Consider the following 19,337-nt stretch of genomic DNA (forward strand, 5'->3'; position numbering starts at 1 on the left):
ATTCAGAAGTGAAGGCAATCTTAGATGAGATGAAATCTGAAGAAGATAGTTTTGAATCTCTAGTCTTTACAAGCCCGAAAGGAAAATTCATTGACCATCACAACTTCGCTAATCGTGCATGGAAGTCAATCATAGGTAAATGCAATATCCCTTATCGTAAGAGCTACCAGACACGGCATACCTTTATCAGCTTGTGTGTGGAAGCACATATTAATAGCACCGCGATTGGCAGATGGACTGGAACATCAGCCAAAATGATCGACAATCACTATGGTGCAACCAACTTTACAAATCTCAGACCACCAGAGCTTTCCTAAAATAGTAATGTAAGGGGCTAACCCAAGCGTATTGAGCTATAAATGCTCAAAAAATACTCAAAGTGCTGTATTAAATACAAAAAGACCAGCCTCCCACAGCTGGTCTATAAAATATTTTTTTTGCGTTGTCTTCTCAAGAGAGTTAAAACCCAATTGCGCGTTCCCAAAATGCAACGGGCAACTTTTCTTAACAATATTGTAACAGTCAACACAGATTTTTCAGGAATATTCATCAAAAAAAGATATTAGCAAAGCTTAAATGCCTCTATCTATTAGAAGAATTCAGCAGAACGCAGGGTATAGACTGACAAAACCAGAGGTAGAGGAAGCAGAAAAGAATTGACCAATACTTCTCTACCAGAGGCTGCGCCCTAAGCGTAGCTATGCCGCAGGCTTTACGACTACGCGGTAGTTGAATCTCGACTTCTCCTAACGGAGACGCTACGCGAACGCTCGATTTCCGCGCAGTCGAAACTCAGTACAAGTGACTAGTGACTAATGACTATTTGTGGTTTTCCCCAAAGGATGCTCTCCTGCTTGTAAATTGCAATTCCTGGTTTTGCTCCTTTGGGTTTGTAAACGTGTTTTGGCTGGGTGTAAACTACTGGCACTTGCTCACTCTGACGCGCGCGACTGTAGTAAGCAGCAAGATTAGCGACAAATTGCAAATCAGCTTCTTCTGCCACAGCACCGGGTTCTAGACGTAGTAGCAGATGACTCCCTGGAATTTCTTGAGCGTGGAACCAGATGTCATAATCTCCAGCTACACGAAAGGTTAATTGGTCATTTTGGCGATTATTGCGGCCGATTAATACTTCAAAGCCACTGGGGGTAAGGTAACGATGAAAGTTGGTGCTAGGAGGTTCATTTGCACTGCGACTGCGATATTCTGGATCTTCTAGATACTTTTGCCCAATCAACTCTTCACGGATTTCTTCTAAAGCTCGTAAATCTTCTGATGTTTTGTAGGTGTCTATCTGAGCGATCGCAGCTTCTACTTGTTCTAAGTACTCAATTTCTGTCTGCACTTCTAATAATAGAGGTTCCACGGCAGCACGGGCGCGTTTCAGCTTTTGGTGCTGTTTGTAAAGACTTTGAGCATTTTGGACAGCATTTTTATCTGGCTGGAGAGCGATCGCTACTGGCAAATTTGTCTCAAAATCAGCAAGGATAATTTCTTTCATCCCTGGTTCCCAGTTTTGCAGGTGAGCCATCAATAAATCAGCTTTTTGTCGATACTCGTCGGCTTGATCTGATTGCTGTAAGCGCGTTTTAAAGGTTTGAGCCTTGTTACGTAATTTCGCCAGAATGTTATTTAATTTCTGACTCAACTGATGGCGCAATTGAGAAAATAACTGTTGGTCAATTTCGTTACTGTAGTAACGGTTGAGCAACTCTTGGATATCTTTGACTTTTTCAACTACACCCCAACCCATTACGGTGTAACCATCTTTTGTCCAAGCGGGTTGAAATTTCTTGGAATCCAAAGTTTGCAGCCATTCTTGCCAACGCTCAAACAACCGTCGCCAATCGTCGGGGTTGAGAGTATCGGTAGATGTTTCTGGTGTGATATTTGCTTCTAACAGCATTAACTCCAGCAATGCTGCACTCAAGCCACTATAACTTTTCAGTAATTGCCGCTTGATTGCTCCTGGTACTAAACTTACCCGTTCTTGCCAACGTTCTTGGGATTCGCTCAAACTGGGGACAGTTCCAGTCAGTTTTGGTGGTGTTTCATAAGGTTGTCCGGTTTGGATGGGACGGACACTAGATTGTTGCTGACTGACTTGATGGGCGGCGGTGATAATTATATTGCTAGCGTCGGTGAGAATGACGTTGCTATACTTGCCCATAATTTCTGCATAGACATGATATAGAGCGCTTTCTCCGGGACGACGGGCAAATTGCAAATCGATAACACGCTCCCAAGGCGCGATCGCTTCAATACCCACCAATGCCAAACCACCCAATTGGTGTATCAGTTGTTGGCTAAAGGTAAAGGTATCTGGCGATCGCGGTGGGGGATCGCCAATACAAATGTGTGCAGCTTGGGGATGCCAAGAAATCTGTAGCCAATCACGCTGTTTCAGAGTGCGTAATGCTATGGCAATAGTATAGCGATCGCGCTGATAAACCTGTTCTGTCCGCGAGGGCAGCCAGTTAGCGCGTATTTCGCTACAAGTAGCTGTAAGGGTAGTGAAGTCAACTGGTTGCATAGCCATTCGCGTTCAAAGGTCGATGCTCAGTATACTTCCATCATCTCTAATATTGATATTAATGTAGGGTAGATATCCCCCAATTGCTCCCATAATAAATATAGAGACGCAAAATTTTGCGTCTCTCTACAGATATTGCTATGTAAAATGATTTTATCTGAAGTGGATTAAGTTGCTTGAAACACTATTTAGCAACCAATGCAGGTTCTTTTGCTGATGGTTCTAACAATTGAGTGTAAAGTTCACTCAACTGAGTTGCGACACCATGCCAACTAAATTTGTTTTCAGTACGCTTTCTGCCAGCTTTACCCAATTCGTCTCGCCACTCTGGATTAAAGAGAATTCGGTCAATAGCAGACGCAAAAGCACCTACATCTTGTGGTGGTGCTAATAAACCAGTTTGTTCATTAACTACAGTAAATTGAAGTCCACCGACATCACTAGCTACAACCGGTGTACCGCTTGCCATCGCTTCGATCGCTACGAGTCCAAAGGGTTCGTAGTGACTAGGAACAACGCAGACATCGGCAGCTGCATAATAAGTTGGTAAAATATCTTGACTAAGACGACCAGCAAAGATGGTCAAGTCAGTGATTCCTAATTCGTGGACGATTTGCTCAATGCGATCGCGCTCAATGCCGTCGCTGTTACCTGGAGTACTACCACCGCCAATAATTAGCTTGAGATTCTTCGAGTCTCGTAGTTCAGACTCGTTAACTGCACGCACTAGGGTTTCTATACCTTTGCGTTGGTCGAAACGCCCTACATATAATACAACTTTGGCATCTTTGGCAATTTCCAGTTCAGCTCTAGCTGCTTCTCGCCCAATGGAACCAAAACGCTGAATATCTGTACCGCAGGGGATAATATCGATATTACCTTCAGTGGAAACTAGCGATCGCATGTGTTGCTGTTCTTGCGGACTGGTCGCCACAATTCGCTCTGCTGTTTCTAACACCTGTTTTTCTACCGCTAATCGCTGACTAGCAATCAGAGGAATATTTTCTATCGTGTTGTACTTGACTGCTCCTAATGAGTGATAGGTGTGAACCTGTTTACTCTCTTGGATTGTCTTTAACTGCATCCCCACCCAACTAGAGAGCCAATAGTTAGTGTGAACTAACTCATATTTAATCTCATTTTTTGCCTGAAATTTGAGGAAATTATCCACAAATTCTGGCAAATATTCAAAAATTTCATCTCGCGGCACAAACTCAAGGGGCCCAGCTTTTAAACGAATAGTTCGGCAATTCTCGCTATGTTCAACAATCGAATCTTGCTCCAGACTAGCCTTGCGGGTAAACATATCAACTTGCCATCCCAGCTGCGCTAGTGCTTCACCCACTTGGCGCACATAAACATTTTGTCCCCCAGCTTCTTCTTTCCCTATTTCAATCGCCGGGTCTCCGTGGACGGAGATCAAGGCGATACGTTTTTCGGTGGTAGAGTTCATAGTTTGTGTGTTGCTGATTTTAACAAAGCTCTAGGCTGTTTCAAGTACGTGTGTAACACACTTACTTAAATTGTTGAGAAACTTTGATTAATATTCATTTTAATTTAATATACCTAATATTTTTTTACATCTTCTGCCAGAAGTATAATTTTAGGTTAAGTATTTATATTTATTTTCTTTAGATAGAGGAAAATTTATACCTTATATTTCATACTTTTGATAGATAAAAATTATAGTTTTTCACCTTTTTTTATGCTTATCTAAATTAATTAAATAAACACTTAACGTGAATTTGACAAATTGACAGCAAAAATTAGGAGTTAGAAATTATATTCACCATGCCAAAAATCCCACCCACAAGGGAATAAGATTTTTGATTTTTTTGGTAAATGTAAGCAACTACCCGACTTAAAAATTGACCTCGAAGTCAAGTAAAGTCTTAATTTTGGGGTGTAAAATTGACAAGTATTTATGAGTGTAGCTAAGTAGCTAACTGACAATACTATATGTTATTTTTACAACTTTAAAAGTGGGATTAACATTTGCTGACTATAGATAAACCTTTATTAATTCTCCTTGACATCTGATGCACAGGTATAATTTGAAACTAGTAAAACGCTTACTTCTGACATTGAAGTTAAAAGCAGCTAGTAGTTCGCCAAGTGAACTTAGCGGGGTAAAGGGTAAAGGGGAAGGGGGAAAGGTTTCAAATCCCTTACCCCTTCCCCTTTACCCAGCCATCACGCGGCATTTTTGGGTTGGCAGACTACTAGCACAGTTAACTCACCACGTTGAACTCAAGTTATATTAAGTAGTTATAATAACTGTTAAATATTGATGCAAAATCGGGTACTTTGTTGAATTTGCTTCGAAAAGTTTCAGATTATATTTTCAATCATTAATAAATTTCAGGAGCAAATCAGGTGTTTACTTCAACCTTACTCGCTGCTGCAACTACACCCCTGCAATGGAGTCCGACAGTTGGACTGATTATCATTATTGCTAATATCATTGCCATTGCCTTTGGGAAATCGACCATCAAATATCCCAATGCAGAGCCAGCACTACCCTCATCTAATCTTTTTGGTGGTTTTGGTTTACCAGCCCTTTTAGCAACCACTGCCTTTGGTCATATCTTAGGAGTGGGAGCTGTTTTAGGGCTGCATAACCTGGGAAGAATTTAGGTTCTTGCCCAAGTTAGCCTTTATTTGATGATTCTTTTGTCTCCAGCATTGAGCCAGAGAGTGTTAATTCTCTGGCTCTTTTTTAGAGATAAATTGTCTAATATTCGCTGGATTGCTCTTAAATTCTAATCTGTACTAACTCTTAACGAATGTCCACTCAAGTACCTTGATGGGGGCTTCTTGTAGCGCTTGAGTTAGTTGGGCACTGCTCTCAAATTTTACCTGGGAAAGGTCGCAGGCTTCAACATTGACCGTGAATTTATCATCTTGGAAGGGCCAGGGTTTGACAACAACCAAGTTATCACCGCGCTGCATGATGTCATAGCGCTCACCTTCAGGGCCCTTGCTAATTTCTAAAAACCGCTCATCGTCAGGTAGTTCTTGCTGGCATAAGATCAGAGAAAGGCGATCGCACCACTGCATAAACGCATAAGCTGCATCAACTTCCTCCTTTTTTATCCCCAGTTCCTTCCGCCAACGTTGCTGGTTTTGAAGTTGCTCATCCAAAAGTTTGTCTAGTTTGGAACCCTTACCCCGGCTTCCCTCATTTAGACGGCTGATGTGCATGGAAATTAATAAAGCTACCCATCGTCCACGGTAAAGGGCATTCTTTGCCAAATCAGCCAATTTCTGTACCTCAGCATCTACATCGGCATTTGAGGACAGCATGAAGTCCTTTGGCGCACCGGCTTCAGTCAGAATATCTTCTTCCCACTCTTTCTCTAAATCATCGTGATGAGAAATTGCAGCGATGGTTTCATACAATCTTACTGGCGCATCTTTACGTCGCCATTGCCCCGCCAGTTGAGCTGCTAACAAAGCATGGGCACGATGGTAAATGACTTCCCAACCATTTGGCGTAGCGTTGACAATCACAAATTAATCTCCTGATTGTTAGTTTTGATTTTGAGTTGAATGTGAATTCAGAAACGTCGGGCTAGATATTGAAGAGGCGATCGCTCTGACTTTTTCAGTGTGACTTATGATTTACACCCATTTTAATTTGAGTGCAATATAGTCCATCCTTCATAACGCAGAGATATGTAGCCAATACTCCCAACTTCTCTAAGAAATCGGGAGTATGGTTGTTCACTAACCTTCGGTCGAGGAAACAGGGAACAGTGAAGATTTTTGGTTAGATGCCCCCTTTTTTAGGGGCAAAAACCTCTCAAAATCCTCCTTTCTAAGGAGAATTTTGGAGGATCTACTACATTTTGATTTTGTAGAGAGATGTGTGTACCCTGTAGCCTAAAAAAGGGGGGTTAGGGGAGATCAATAACTACCTAACATTACAGGTAAATACTTTTCAACAAACTTCTAAGAGTGGCTTTCTAGGGGATTAGCAACGTATTTGAATGTTGGCTCAGAATTCCAAGGGCCACGCTCATCTTTACCATTACCGTTGGTAGATAGGTTGTAGTAAAGAGCAACAGTTTCATCTGGCTTAATATTACCAAAGAATGGATCTGTCAACTTACCCAGTGAATCTAGAGCTTTCATAAACATCTGGGTATGAGAAATTTCTCGTGTTAACAGATGGACTAAAGTTTCTTGGGTTCCTTTGTCAGTTGCCAACTTAATTAACTCTTCGTAAGTTTGACGAGCGCCGGCTTCTGCTGCAACGTTAGCCCTTAAATCACGGACTACATCTCCACCTTCATTCAAATAACTTGCGGTCCAAGCATTACCCTGACTATCTAGAAAATGAGGCCCAATCCCGCGAACTGCAAAGAGAGTACTCTTATAAGCCTCTGTTTGATCCACATTTTTGGTATGAGCCTCAATGAGTTTACCAACCATTTCTAAATGGCTGAATTCCTCGATTGCAATGTCTTGGAGCATATCTTTAATTCCAGCATTTTCAACATGGAATGATTGCACCCAATATTGTAAAGCTGCACTAAGTTCTCCAGTAGCTCCGCCAAACTGCTCTAGAAGTAATTGAGCAAAACGAGGGTTTGGTTCACTAACGTTAACTGCATGAATAGGCTCTTTTTTGTGAAAAAACATAGATTTACACTTCCAAAAGTTATGATGTTACAGAAGGGATTGAATGGTCTTTTAGGATTGTTCTACAGAGAGCTAGTTTGATGTTTCATAGCTTCTCAACCTGGGAAACTATAAGACCAATAAAATACAGCGATCGTGTGAGTGTTGATAACTACCAATCAGCGATTAGGCATTGCTGCTTCTTCTGATTAATCCCCATAGATAAATGGCAACAATTGCGCCAAGCACAGCCACCAAAATACCAGGAAGAGTTAAACCAGCGCCAGCCGCAGTAATTTGCAGAGTTCCTGTTCGCAATAGAGTAAACAGACTTCCACCGACGAAAGCACCAATGATACCTAAAATCATTGTGGAGAGAATTCCACCACCTTGATAGCCAGGATAAATAGCTTTAGCAATCGCACCTGCCAAAAGTCCTAAAACTACCCAAGCAATAATACTCATAACTGCCTCAACAATCTCACTTGTATCTAAGTTATCAACTCTGATTCAGAATTCTTTCTATCAGATGGGATAAATGCTAAATCCAAAAGTTAGACAAAATAGTTTACATATAAATTAGATGGGAATTGCAATTTGGCGTTTATAGCATGAAAATGCTCAACGATTTTTTGGCAGCCAAATAAATAATAAATTATTAAATCTCTAATATTCTTCTATTAAGCTTTACTAGTTAAATAACCAGGTTGCTAAAAATAACATATTTTTCGATTAATTAGAAAAATCTGCAATCTAAATTTTGATATATCTATCTGAAGATATAATTGCATAATCTAACTTTTTAGAGATGTATAAAAAGTGTTTGTCTATCAAGTTGTTAAATTAATTTTTAATAAATTTAATTTTGTACATTTTTATTTAAAAATTAAATGTGATAGTGAAAAATTAGATCCCCAATTTATTTAATAAATCGGGGATCTAAAGGCTGCAAAATTTCACCAATGATTTACGGCTGTTTTAAATAGCACGAGAGAATTTTGTCTCTCGCATTTTGGTGTGAGTATCAAATATAACAGCAATATTTCTGACTAGTAATCGACCGATGTCTGTAATCTGGATCTGATTTTTTGATAAAGTGACCAGACCATCAGCTTCTAGTGGTTTTAATGCCTCTAGCTCCTCAGAGAAATATCCATCAAAGTTGATTTGATATTTGTTTTCAATATCTTGCTTGTGTAACTGAAAGTGAGACATAATACCCATGATTACATCCCTTCTGATAATATCATTTTGACTAAGCTTGACACCTTTACTAACAGGTAAATTACCTGATGCAATTGTCTGATAGTAATCTTTTAATTCCTTGTGATTTTGAGCATAAGCATCTTCTAGCATACTGATAGATGTAGAACCAAAGCCAAATAATTCTGTCTCTGCGTGGGTAGTGTAGCCCTGAAAATTGCGCTTGAGAGTGCCATTGCGTTGAGCGATCGCTAGTTCGTCATTAGTTTTCGCAAAATGATCCATCCCAATAAATAAATATTGGTTACTCGTCAACTCTTCAATAGTCATTTTCAGAATATCTAACTTTTCTTCGGCTGCTGGTAGCGCTTCTTGAGGAATATTTTTTTGCGTCGGTTTGAGCCAGGGAACATAGGCAAAGTTAAAGACAACAATTCGGTCAGGATCTAACTCAATTGTCTTTTTCACAGTTTCTTGAAATGTCTCGCGGGTTTGATAGGGTAAACCATAAATTAGGTCTACATTCACACTCTCAAACTTAGCTTCTTTCACCCAACTCATCACATCAAAGAGCATTTCTTCTGGCTGAACACGATTTACAGCTACTTGAACTTGGCTATTAAAATCCTGAATGCCGAAACTAATGCGGTTAAACCCAATCTCTCTCAGAAAGAAAATGTAGTTTTTATCGATATAGCGGGGATTAATCTCAATTGAGATTTCTGCTTGTGGATCGATGTTGAAATAGCGATTGATGTTTTTCCATAAAAATTCTACTTGGTGATGATCCAAGTAATTAGGAGTACCGCCTCCCCAATGGATTTGCAGCACTTTTCTGTCTGGATCGATTAAAGCTGCGGTGTTTTTGATGTCTTGAACCAAAGACTCCACATAAGGTTTAGCAATATTCTTGTTGTTGGAAATTACTGTGTTACAGCCGCAGAAGTAGCAAGCACTTTGGCAAAAGGGGATGTGGAAATATAAACTCATAGGAGTTTGGCGTTGATTAGATGCTGCGATCGCGGCCTTAAAATCAGTTTCAGTGAATGTTTCGCTTAACTCTGTAGCGGGCGGGTAACTAGTGTATCTAGGTGCGCGAGTATCGTATTTTTGAATCAGATCCAGATCGAACTTAACACCAGGTAATAAAAAAACCATTGAGTTGCTTTCCAATGAATGTGTGAAGCGAAGGGGAATAGGGAGTAGAGGAGCAAGAACTATTGACCAATGACCAATGACCAATGACAAACTTAATTAGCCGCACCTATTTCAGTGCTACCTGAATTCTGGGAACGAGTTAGACTATTAAACAGGACTTCGCCGAGTGCTTTAATTAGATTTCCCTCTAACTCTTGAGCCATCTGCAAATTAAATCCAAAGGCATTATTAGCTTCTGCAACAATCCGTTCTGCTGTTGCATCATCAATAGGTAGCGCGTTTAATACTTGACGATACTTATCCTTAAATGCCTTTTTATCAGGAATTTGCTCAAAATTGTAAAAGGACGTGCCTTCATAGCCAGAAAGCTTCAGGGCTGACTGAGCAACTTTTTGTAGCATTTGACCCCCAGAAAGATCGCCCATGTAGCGAGTGTAAGCATGACCTAGCAATAAAGTCGGTTCACTAGCAGAAATTTCCCGAATGCGGTCAATATACTTTTGAGCAGCAGGTGAGGGTGTAATTTGCTCTCGCCAATTATCCCCATAATAGAACACCATGTCTTTTTCGAGCGAGGATTGGCGATTAAGTTCAGGAAAGTAAACCGCACTAATTACAGGATGCTTTACATGGCTATCTAACGCCGCTTCTAATTGGCTGTAGACGTAATACAAGTTACTTAAGAACTTGGCAAAGCAGTCTCTATCCACCACTCCTTGTAGAAAACATTTCATGAATCCAACATTTTCTGCTGATGTGTGGGCTTGTTGAGTTCCAGAACGCAGTTTGATGGCGAGATTGCTACTCATTGTTGCTTCCTTCATTTTCAAGCGCAAGGTTTCTGGACAGCCACCGACTTAGAATGCCTGCCAATTCTAGCTACAAGATTGTTATTCTAGGTTTAGAGAGGATCTGCATCAGTCTATCCAGCAAGTACCACTGCCGATGTAAATCCAGGTATTTTTATTTCTCCTAAGATTATTTAACTATTAATTCATATATAACTATGAAAGATATTAGTATTTATTTATGTTTTTCTGATACTCATGTTCAGGCATATTTCAGTTGAGTAGTAACAAAACTGATTTTGCAATAGGCATTTTAACTCTGCTGAAACGATCGCATTCTTTAATACCAAAGTCATTGAAGAGACGAATAACACAGCTGCACGAGCATTTTCCCTGATTTTGGATACAAATCATCCAGAGTTTTTGCAACTATTTAGAGCAATGTTGCAATCTTAATTTGAGAATAACAGAGATTAATAAGAGCGATGCCACGGCGGCAAGCTATGCTCATCAATTGTAAAATTATGCCAAAAATTACCCTTGATAGCCTCCATTGTTGGGTATCTATTGCAGACTTATCTAATCAAACCCGTTGATGCTGAATCATTGAGAGGGACAGTTCATTAACTGGTAACTGTATACATCAACTGAATTTACAAGTCTACTTTGGAAATCTCTTCACTCGAATTTTATAACTGTTACACAATTTACCTGATTTTTACGAAAAACATTTGAAACGGGAACTTGAGCTTGCAGAATATTTATTATTAAAAATTCTGATTAATTTATTACAATCAATAAAACTGTAAGCCTTGAAGCATTGGCTACTAGTTTACCCATACCAATATTATTTGAAAGTAGAAGAAAGAAAATCCAACGATTTTTATCTTTAACTTATATAAATGTTGAAGAGATTGGGTTCCCAATTATTAAAAGCTGGCTAGAAATATATTTTCTGGCCAAAAAATTAAACGTATAGGTGTTCAAAAATATGTCAGTCGAATTAAAGAATCTAAGCGGATTGTTCGACGACATAGTAGTTTTTATATTGGTCTTTATGACTACAATTGGGTCAATTTCATGGAAAATTCTTATGAGTTAGTCACTGAATTATTGAGATTAAGTCCTAATAAGCGTAAGTCTTACCAGCAAGGATAGAGGGCTATAAAGCTTATTATATATGCATCCTAGCCCTTTTTGTAGCTCCGCGAGGTCAGAAGCCCACCGGTTTAATAGCCTTGATGGTGCTAGTAACAATATCAATAACTTTAGCTATTTCTGATAAAAAATCTCCAAACTTCTCAATCTTTTTAGCAGCTTCTTGTAGGCTATTTGTGGCCTTCAGAATTTGTAAGTAAGAACTATTAACATCGTTATTGAGTATAGAACCTAGTTTTACCCCATCGATCAAACCCTGTAGTTCGCTTGCTTTGGTTTCCAACTTGCCCCATTCATCTTTTGCCTGTATAAATTGTCTGCTAGTAATTCTCTCATCGTCCTTAGCTTTGCCAGCCTCTTCACTGAGAAATTTAATTGTATTAGTTAGTTGATCATGAATCTCTTTTAAATGATCTATATTTAGTTCAGTAGTCATAAGTCCTCTTTCTTTTATTTACAAACGGTTGACTTAATAATTAATCTTGAATCTCATTAAATAGAGGAGTAACTTTGTCAATGTATTCCTTGGTTACTTTCTTGGCTTGCTTTAACTCTGATGTGGTAATTTCTTGATTCCAAACATCATATTCTTTCTCGGTATTTTGAAAACTTAGGCTTTCCTTTTTAGAGCGATATTTATTGCATTTTTGAATTTGGTCTGATGAGAGTTCTTCCCGATCTTTATTGAAAATACGCTTCAATTTGCGGTGAAATTCTGCGGTAGAACGAATAGCAGCTACGTAGGCTGAACCCTGTTTTTTACGTTCAATTACCTTTGTAATTTCTGCTCGTTCTTCTGCCTCTAATAAAGTCTGTTGTGCCTGAAGTGTGCTAAAATCTTGTAGATTATCTTCTAGGTTTGATAATTTTAGTAATCTTATATTGACCTCACTTATGTAGAAACCATAATTTTCATGAATCTGCGTAATTTCTTCATTGAGCAAAGACTTTACATAAGATGACTCAATGAAATCGGACAGTTCAGTAGAATATTTCTGAATATCTTGATCTGTGCAAACAATAGCAACTTTCAAGTTATCTCGCCGAAAATCCGTAACTAGAAGATTAGTAATAAAGTCAGCAATTTTAACCCCTGCTGTGCGAGCATTTTCATCAATATCAAGCTTTCCTAAACCGTCTGAAATTTTATTTAACTGAGGAGTAAAGCCGTTATCATTTTCAGTGGCTAAATTTCCAACTGCCGCAACATAGTTGACTAAAACGCTGCCAGCTATTTCAGTATTTTGTGAATTCGGAAGGTAAATTTCGTCGCATTTATCCAAACGATCTTTGCTATTTATTCTACTTTGCTGTGTTCCCAAAGCTTCCCAAGTTGCGGATCGGGCACAGGAAGCATAAATATCAGCCGATATTGTTTCGTTGGCAATTGCTAAAGATTGGGATAAATCACCAAATGATTTAGCTGCTGACAAGTCTTCTTTTTGGCAACTGCCAAGGATAAAGGAAAAGGGAATTAAAGCAAGTAAAACTTTAACTTTAGGTCTCATAAATTGTTAATTAGATTAATCTTGCAGGAAACCTTGGAGCAAATTTTAGGATTTATTATCTTTGCCAAGCCTTAGACAAAAAGAAGTTAATACATCAACTCACCCTCGTAAATTGGCGAAGTATTGTCAAATGAAAACTGCCTTCAAATAATTCTAACCCTATGTATATTTTCAATCGATTACAAGGTTAAGAGCCATTAATAGTATTTAGTGGTATATAGCAATCCTAAATGAGTTGTTAAAACCGCCCTTGTTCAGTTCTGTGATTTCTTTGAGAGGTTGCAGAGCTTGTTATTCACGAATGATTTAGGATTGCTATAGCCTTGCTACTGTTACGTTAGTTGAATTCCTATCTGATTAGCACGGAGATGAATAATTTGCGCCAGTCTAGTTTGTGTTGTTATTGCAGTCTGATCGTCTTTGGCTTGCCATTTTTGGTAATTAGCGCGAACTGAGTCTAATTCTTGCTGCAAATCTTCTTTGGTAGTCATTGCCATAATTTGGCTTTCAATTGGGTTAGTGTCGTGAGGACTAGGATTGGGTTGGCTATTTTCATTAGGAATTAGAAAAGTCATACAACCTCCAGAAGGCTAATATTAGCTTGATATGAATCAACACTACAGATTCCCGATTCCTAACACTACCAAGGTTTACAACTTTAAGAAAAAAGTTAAGGATTTAGCACCAGCAAATCCCCAAAGCCATTCCCCATATTGGTTTCGGCCACCGAAAATTTAAGTGCCTTGCAACCATTCATTTAACGGCGTTGTTAACTTTGGAAAAACCCCCAAGTTAAGAACTTGCTTGCTTCTGTTTACTTTCTCAGAGCAAACTCCGACTCCCAGGCGCGTTGAGAATAGACTTTTTTGAATTGCATCCGTAAGTAGTCGTGCAAAATTATTGATGTCACTGTAAGCAAAATGTAATTCTGATACTGTATTTGCCAATTTAGAAACCCAATGGCAATAGGCTCAACGTGCCAATTTTACTCAATAGCCTAACTACTTAAGATTTGTAACCATACTGCATAAATTTGTAAAGTGCATCAGTTATCTATATTTAGTAAGCAAATTACTAAGCACATTTTTATACTTTATTTCCAAGTAAAAATGCAATTACAATCGAAAAATCATCTACGAAAGCGGGGTGCGACTCTGACGGCTCAAGGCTCAAGGAAACTCAATCAGGCAAAAGCTCAGTTAGAAATTGAGCAAAACTTTAAACGATACACTCTCGAAGACCTTAGTGAGAAAACAGGTTTAACCCCCAATACCCTCAGTAAGGTCTTTAATGGCTCAGTAGGAGTCGATAAACGAACCTTGGAGTGCTGTTTTAATGCCTTTAATATGACCTTGTTAAAGGACGATTATTTTTATCTGGAGCCTCATCAAGACAGTTTTGACGAGATTGGCTCAATGTCCGGGGCTGAAGTTTGCGATCGCATCGAACCAGTATACGATTCTCGCAGCAGTGTAGGGCAAACCCACAAAATGGAACACTCGCCAGACAATGTATACCCTCGTTCCCCAAACCTACCAGGAGGGCAGATGCCCCTGGATTCAGTCTTCTACATTGACCGTCCCATTCTCGAATCTCTTTGTTATGAAGCCATCCAGCAACCCGGTGCTTTGATCAACATCCGCGCCCCCAAGCAAATGGGCAAAACCTCCCTAATGACCCGTATCCTGGCTTACGCTAATTCCCAGGGTCATCGCGCCGTTTCCGTGAACTTGCAACTTGCTAACGACGAGATTTTACGGAATCTAGAACGCTTCCTACAATGGTTCTGTGCCAGAGTCAGCAAGCAGTTAAGCTTGCCAAATGAAATTGCTAGTTTTTGGGATAATTCCTTGGGCAGCAAATCAAATGCCACTGATTATTTCCAGGATGTAATCTTAACCAACCTCGATCGCGGAGTTTCTTCAAGAGAGAATCGCCCCTTAGTCTTTGCAATCAATGAACTCAACCAGCTTTTTGCCTACCCCGACGTTGCTCGTGAATTTCTCCTACTTTTACGAACATGGTCTGAGCAAGCTAAAGAAGCCGATGCAGACATTAATCCTTGGCACAAGCTGCGATTGGTGACGGTTCATTCTACTGAAATTCTCATGCCTCCCTCCATCGATCCCTCTCTCTTGAATACTGGGCTAGTTATTGAGTTACCTGAGTTTAACCCTGCTCAGGTGCAGGATCTAGCATATAGGTGCGAACAGGAGATAAGCTCGTCACAAACCCAGCGCCTGATCGCTCTGTTGGGGGGACATCCCTATCGGTTGCAGTTAGCATTTTATTACCTACAGCAGCAGACAATAACCCTAGAAGAACTCTTAGAAAATTCTGCGATCGCTGCCGCTATCTATGCAGACCACCTAGAACAGCAATGGTGGAACCTACAACGCTATCCCGATTTATTGCCATCGTTTATAGAAATCGTCAGACAGTCAAGTCCTGTAGATTGTGAGGCTGTGCAAGGTTCCCAGTTGCACAAAATGGGGTTAGTGCATCTGCATGATCTCAAAGCAAGTCTCGCCTGTGAGTTATTTCGTCCCTTTTTCTGCGATCGCCTGCTACAAATCAACAGTTAGAGGTGCTAAGAACAGGCAGACAAATTTTAAGTGGGACGTTGAAGGGAAAATTTAACTTAATCTTATCCTTTCGTTGATTTATTCTTAGTTGTGCAAAGACTTTTAATCCAATATAGTCTATTTAATAAGTATAAAATCTTCTATAAAAATTCGATTTAATCGTTTAAAAACCTTGCGGCTAAAAGCTTTGGCAATTTTAATTAGGTTTCAGTATACTTAACAATATACATACCAGATTCTTAAGAATTCTATGTGATATTGTCAAAGTAGATTTAAATATTTCAGCCTGACTGTTTGGTATCGTACTCACGAAAACAGGATAAACTCTATGTATCGATTCCAGATCAGTGCATACACGCAAACAGGTGAATCCATCGGTCTGGTCGGTTCTACTCCAGAGTTGGGACTGTGGGAAATTAAAAAATGTATCCACCTGCGTACAAGTGGCGATCGCTATCCTCTATGGTGGACAGATATTGAAATTCAAGAGTTAGGCGGTCAACAGAGAGTTGAATACAAGTACGTCCGCCTCGATGTCAACGGCAATGCTCGATGGGAGAGCTTACTAGATACAAACCGATGGATACCGATTGATTCTAAGGATCATTCCAGCACAATTGTTGTGGATGATGGTGCATTCGGTTATTTACAGCCTTACCCCTTTGGATACATTGAGAAATCAACTGTCAAGATGCCCGTAGAAGAAAGGGCTGAGAGACTCAAAATTGTGGTCATTGGCAGTTCCGTCGCATTAGGTCATAAAGCCTGGTTTTTGAAAGGTTGGGTCTGGTTGTTAGCACAGGCTTTAGAGCAAAAATATGGGCATCAACTGGTAAATGTATCGGAGGTAGGGGCGAATGTCAGCAGAACGATCGCTCGATTCCCCTGGTTTGTCACCCCAGAAAAACCAGATATTGTGATTATTGCTTTGTCTTTAGGCAATGAAGGGTTAGCCTACTGTCCCCCTCACGAACGGCGGGCGGTACAACGGCGGTTTGAAAGTGGCTTGCAGCAGCTTGTGAAAATGACGCGCGACATCGGAGCAATCCCGATTTTAGGCGGAGTCTATCCCAACGGTGATTATTCCCTGGAACATTACTCGCTGATCCGAGACACACACAAACGAATGCTCAGTTGGGGCGTACCTGTATTGGATTGGTTGGCAGCTGTAGATGATGGACAAGGACGATGGAAAGCGGGGACATCCTTCGATCCGGCTCACCCGAATACAGTCGGTCATAGCCTAATGTATGAGCAGATCGACCATCATTTATTCGATATCAACAAAGACGCATTAGCAAAAGAAAAACAACGCTTCCAGCAACCGAATGAATTTCCCATCTACTTTGATAATAGTGGCTTTCATGTCTCTGTCTGTATGGAAGAGAAGCATTTACGGATCGTTAATTCATCGGCATACAGCTACACGATCGCTCCCTATTGGCAGGAACTACAAACTGCACTGCAAAGTAAGGCTGGATTGATATCAGGTATTTACATTGCGAAGAATACCCAGACGGGGACGCTGCCTTTCTTGGCTGTAGAGGATGGCGCGATCGCAACTACAGTAAATATCCCCCCTGGCGCAGACTTAGAATATAGCGCTGCCTTCAATCTTTTTTTGCCAAACAACTCACAAGTTTTGTTCTATGACGGGCATCTGGGGATTTTGCAAGCGGACGAACGCCACCTCTGGATAATCAACGAATCAGATAACGAGTACAATATCCAACCGATGTGGACGGAAGTTTGCAACGCACTTAAAGCCATGCCATCGGGTGTTTATGAAGATCCGCTTTATCCTGACACTCCCTTTCGTACCATGATGATTGGCAAAGATGGGCTAGAAAGCCGGGTGAAAGCACCACCTAAGTCTGCGGTGTTTTTCCAATACAAATGTCAGTTATCGGATATCAGCCGTGTGGCAATTCTTCCCCTTGGCGATCGCTGTGCCGTCCGCATGATGTTGTATAAGATGGAGTACGATGGGCCCGCCTTTCCGTTCGATCTAACGCGCGCGACTAATATTGCAGATGTTGCGGATGCGATCGAAAACGGTTTTTATGATATGTGGAACCCTGCCTTCCTGCACTACAGCCAGGATGCAGGTAGAATCTACCATAGTAAGTGGTCGGGTCTATCCTTTGCCCATGAAGTCGAGGAGACAGACGATCCAAGCAACGATATGTCTCCCATCCATGAACGGATGCGCGTTCGATACACAGCACGTTCTGAAAGGTTTTGGTACGCATTGCGGCACTGCGACAAAGTGCTTTTCGTCCGCACAGGAATTAGCGATCGCGGTGGTGTGATAGATTTAGTCAACAAGCTAGAAAAACAATGCCAGGGGAAACCATTTCATCTCTTGCTTCTTTCTCCTCAAGGCGATGATGAGTTTTTAGACCTTCCCAATGTGCTGCACTACAATGTCGAGTTTAATCCCGATCGTATGTATGACGATTTGGGGCATTGGATGTATTGCACAGAGGTGATGCGAGAAATTCTGAAATCCCTTGGTGTGTCTAGTAAAAACCTCTTTTGGTGTCCGCCTAAAATACCGAAGGGGTGGGAAATTAGGTAGGAGTGTTCGCATTTGTTACTTCGGCGTTCGCATTTGTTACTTCGGCGATCGCATTTGTTGATTCGGCGTTTGCATTTGTTGATTCGGCGATCGCATTTGCTGATTCGGCGTTCGCATTTGTTGATTTGGAGTTCGCATTTGTTGATTTGGAGTTCGCATTTGTTGATTTGGCGTTCGCATTTGTTGATTCGGCGTTCGCATTTGTTGATTCGGCGTTCGCATTTGTTGATTTGGCGATCGCATTTGTTAATTCAGTCAAAAACCATAAACTGCGTAGGTTGGGTGGAGGAACGAAACCCAACATTTTCGAGGATTTGTTGGGTTTCACTATGTTCCACCCAACCTACGATTATCTACAATAAGGTTTGCGATCATTTAGTTAATACTGAGGCAAGATGAGCAGGACGAGACAAGTGTGGGCAATGTCCTCCAGGCAGTTCTATGGCATCAACTCCCAAGCGCTTACGTGCAGCGTAGTGTGACCATGCAGGAGAGATTATCAGGTCATCATTACAAAAAATATATTTATACTCTACTTTTGGTAAAGCATTCAGGGGATTAACCTCAAAAATATATGCCATTGATTGCTGCGAACGTCCTTTTGAGAGTGCCCAGCGCATTACATCCGGCTGACAATCTTGATAGAAAAATTCCATCAATACTGCTTCGTCTGAAAAGTTTTTTCCAGCAGAAACAGGATGAAACATATAAGGTTCATCATCAAATTGTTCGAGTTGATGTGACTCTTTTGGTTCGTAATTTAATGATTTGAGGCTATCAGAATCGAGATGATGAGAAAATTGCTCAAGTGTACTAGTTCCTGGGTATGGAATAAGCGCGGTAAGGAATACCAGTTGACGTACTTGACGCACTTCTGCAACAAGGGGAATAACAGTACCAGCCATTGAGTGACCAACCAGGACAATATCATCATCAGTTTTTGGAAGCGCTTGCAATACTACATCTGCAAATTGCGATAAACTTGCAGACGCATCTTCAATTGGCAAATCCATTGCTACTGTTTTGTGACCTTGCGCTTCTAAATAAGGAATTAACAAATCCCAACACCAAGCGCCTTGAAAAGCGCCATGAACTAGACAAAAAAGACTCATAGTTATATTTAAGTTTTTTAAATTGTGCTTATCTTCTACCTCACGTATTGCAGAATTGTCAACAAACTTTGCCGCTAGCTTTGAA

16 protein-coding genes and 1 pseudogene are annotated in these 19,337 nt (G+C 40.4%); 5 read left to right on the forward strand and 12 right to left on the reverse strand.

What is annotated here, in order from left to right; translation table 11 throughout:
* The first annotated feature begins 8 nt into the window (after nucleotides 1–8).
* Nucleotides 9–317 (forward strand): hypothetical protein, encoded by a 309-nt coding sequence (locus GJB62_RS22060; protein WP_245245986.1) that lies wholly within the window; start codon nucleotides 9–11, stop codon nucleotides 315–317.
* Between the two features lie 488 nt (nucleotides 318–805).
* On the opposite strand, the gene GJB62_RS22065 is transcribed toward GJB62_RS22060, so the two are convergent.
* Nucleotides 806–2,533: an NFACT family protein gene (locus tag GJB62_RS22065; RefSeq protein WP_114083929.1), complete on the reverse strand. Its 1,728-nt coding sequence runs from the start codon at nucleotides 2,531–2,533 to the stop codon at nucleotides 806–808.
* 184 nt (nucleotides 2,534–2,717) lie between these two features.
* Complete coding sequence (locus GJB62_RS22070) at nucleotides 2,718–3,986, reverse strand: glycosyltransferase family 1 protein (RefSeq protein WP_114083924.1); 1,269 nt, start codon at nucleotides 3,984–3,986, stop codon at nucleotides 2,718–2,720.
* A 923-nt stretch (nucleotides 3,987–4,909) separates the two neighbouring features.
* Here GJB62_RS22070 and psaK point away from each other — a divergent pair.
* On the forward strand, nucleotides 4,910–5,170 hold the full coding sequence (gene psaK, locus GJB62_RS22075; protein WP_012410900.1) for a photosystem I reaction center subunit PsaK: 261 nt from the start codon (nucleotides 4,910–4,912) through the stop codon (nucleotides 5,168–5,170).
* Between the two features lie 135 nt (nucleotides 5,171–5,305).
* On the opposite strand, the gene GJB62_RS22080 is transcribed toward psaK, so the two are convergent.
* The 5 genes from GJB62_RS22080 to GJB62_RS22100 form a co-directional block, all read right to left on the reverse strand.
* Nucleotides 5,306–6,046, reverse strand: coding sequence for a DUF3891 family protein (locus tag GJB62_RS22080; protein ID WP_114083923.1), 741 nt, complete (start codon nucleotides 6,044–6,046; stop codon nucleotides 5,306–5,308).
* A 441-nt stretch (nucleotides 6,047–6,487) separates the two neighbouring features.
* Nucleotides 6,488–7,180, reverse strand: a complete 693-nt coding sequence (locus GJB62_RS22085; protein WP_114083922.1) for a manganese catalase family protein — start codon at nucleotides 7,178–7,180, stop codon at nucleotides 6,488–6,490.
* Between the two features lie 165 nt (nucleotides 7,181–7,345).
* Nucleotides 7,346–7,624 (reverse strand): GlsB/YeaQ/YmgE family stress response membrane protein, encoded by a 279-nt coding sequence (locus GJB62_RS22090; RefSeq protein WP_114083921.1) that lies wholly within the window; start codon nucleotides 7,622–7,624, stop codon nucleotides 7,346–7,348.
* A 513-nt stretch (nucleotides 7,625–8,137) separates the two neighbouring features.
* The gene (hemN, locus tag GJB62_RS22095) at nucleotides 8,138–9,520 is read right to left on the reverse strand and encodes an oxygen-independent coproporphyrinogen III oxidase (protein WP_114083920.1); all 1,383 of its coding nucleotides are present in this window, start codon (nucleotides 9,518–9,520) and stop codon (nucleotides 8,138–8,140) included.
* A gap of 92 nt (nucleotides 9,521–9,612) precedes the next feature.
* Entirely contained in the window at nucleotides 9,613–10,329 is a 717-nt protein-coding gene (locus GJB62_RS22100; RefSeq protein ID WP_114083928.1) for a heme oxygenase (biliverdin-producing), read from the reverse strand.
* 674 nt (nucleotides 10,330–11,003) lie between these two features.
* On the opposite strand from GJB62_RS22100, the pseudogene GJB62_RS22105 reads away from it, so the two are divergent.
* Nucleotides 11,004–11,466 (forward strand): annotated as a pseudogene (locus tag GJB62_RS22105) (hypothetical protein).
* Between the two features lie 55 nt (nucleotides 11,467–11,521).
* Here GJB62_RS22105 and GJB62_RS22110 read toward each other — a convergent pair.
* From GJB62_RS22110 to GJB62_RS22120, 3 genes are all read right to left on the reverse strand, one after another.
* A complete protein-coding gene (locus GJB62_RS22110; RefSeq protein WP_114083919.1) occupies nucleotides 11,522–11,902 on the reverse strand; it encodes a hypothetical protein in 381 nt (126 codons plus the stop codon).
* Between the two features lie 40 nt (nucleotides 11,903–11,942).
* A complete protein-coding gene (locus tag GJB62_RS22115; RefSeq protein WP_147262543.1) occupies nucleotides 11,943–12,899 on the reverse strand; it encodes a hypothetical protein in 957 nt (318 codons plus the stop codon).
* Nucleotides 12,900–13,306: 407 nt separating this feature from the next.
* Complete coding sequence (locus GJB62_RS22120) at nucleotides 13,307–13,549, reverse strand: hypothetical protein (protein ID WP_069072515.1); 243 nt, start codon at nucleotides 13,547–13,549, stop codon at nucleotides 13,307–13,309.
* A gap of 534 nt (nucleotides 13,550–14,083) precedes the next feature.
* Between GJB62_RS22120 and GJB62_RS22125 the strand changes: the two genes are divergently transcribed.
* Together GJB62_RS22125 and GJB62_RS22130 are read left to right on the forward strand one after the other, a co-directional pair.
* Nucleotides 14,084–15,559, forward strand: a complete 1,476-nt coding sequence (locus tag GJB62_RS22125; RefSeq protein ID WP_114083917.1) for an AAA-like domain-containing protein — start codon at nucleotides 14,084–14,086, stop codon at nucleotides 15,557–15,559.
* Nucleotides 15,560–15,887: 328 nt separating this feature from the next.
* A complete protein-coding gene (locus GJB62_RS22130; RefSeq protein ID WP_114083916.1) occupies nucleotides 15,888–18,140 on the forward strand; it encodes a DUF1796 family putative cysteine peptidase in 2,253 nt (750 codons plus the stop codon).
* A gap of 36 nt (nucleotides 18,141–18,176) precedes the next feature.
* Here the strand turns inward: GJB62_RS22130 and GJB62_RS22135 are convergent, their stop codons facing one another.
* Both GJB62_RS22135 and GJB62_RS22140 read right to left on the reverse strand, forming a co-directional pair.
* Nucleotides 18,177–18,383 carry a hypothetical protein gene (locus GJB62_RS22135; RefSeq protein ID WP_147262542.1) on the reverse strand — a complete coding sequence of 69 codons (207 nt, stop codon included), beginning with the start codon at nucleotides 18,381–18,383 and terminating at the stop codon, nucleotides 18,177–18,179.
* Between the two features lie 128 nt (nucleotides 18,384–18,511).
* Nucleotides 18,512–19,252 carry an alpha/beta hydrolase gene (locus GJB62_RS22140; RefSeq protein WP_114083914.1) on the reverse strand — a complete coding sequence of 247 codons (741 nt, stop codon included), beginning with the start codon at nucleotides 19,250–19,252 and terminating at the stop codon, nucleotides 18,512–18,514.
* Nucleotides 19,253–19,337: the final 85 nt, after the last annotated feature.

The sequence above is a fragment of the Nostoc sp. ATCC 53789 genome (assembly GCF_009873495.1).
Taxonomy (GTDB): Bacteria; Cyanobacteriota; Cyanobacteriia; order Cyanobacteriales; family Nostocaceae; genus Nostoc; species Nostoc muscorum_A.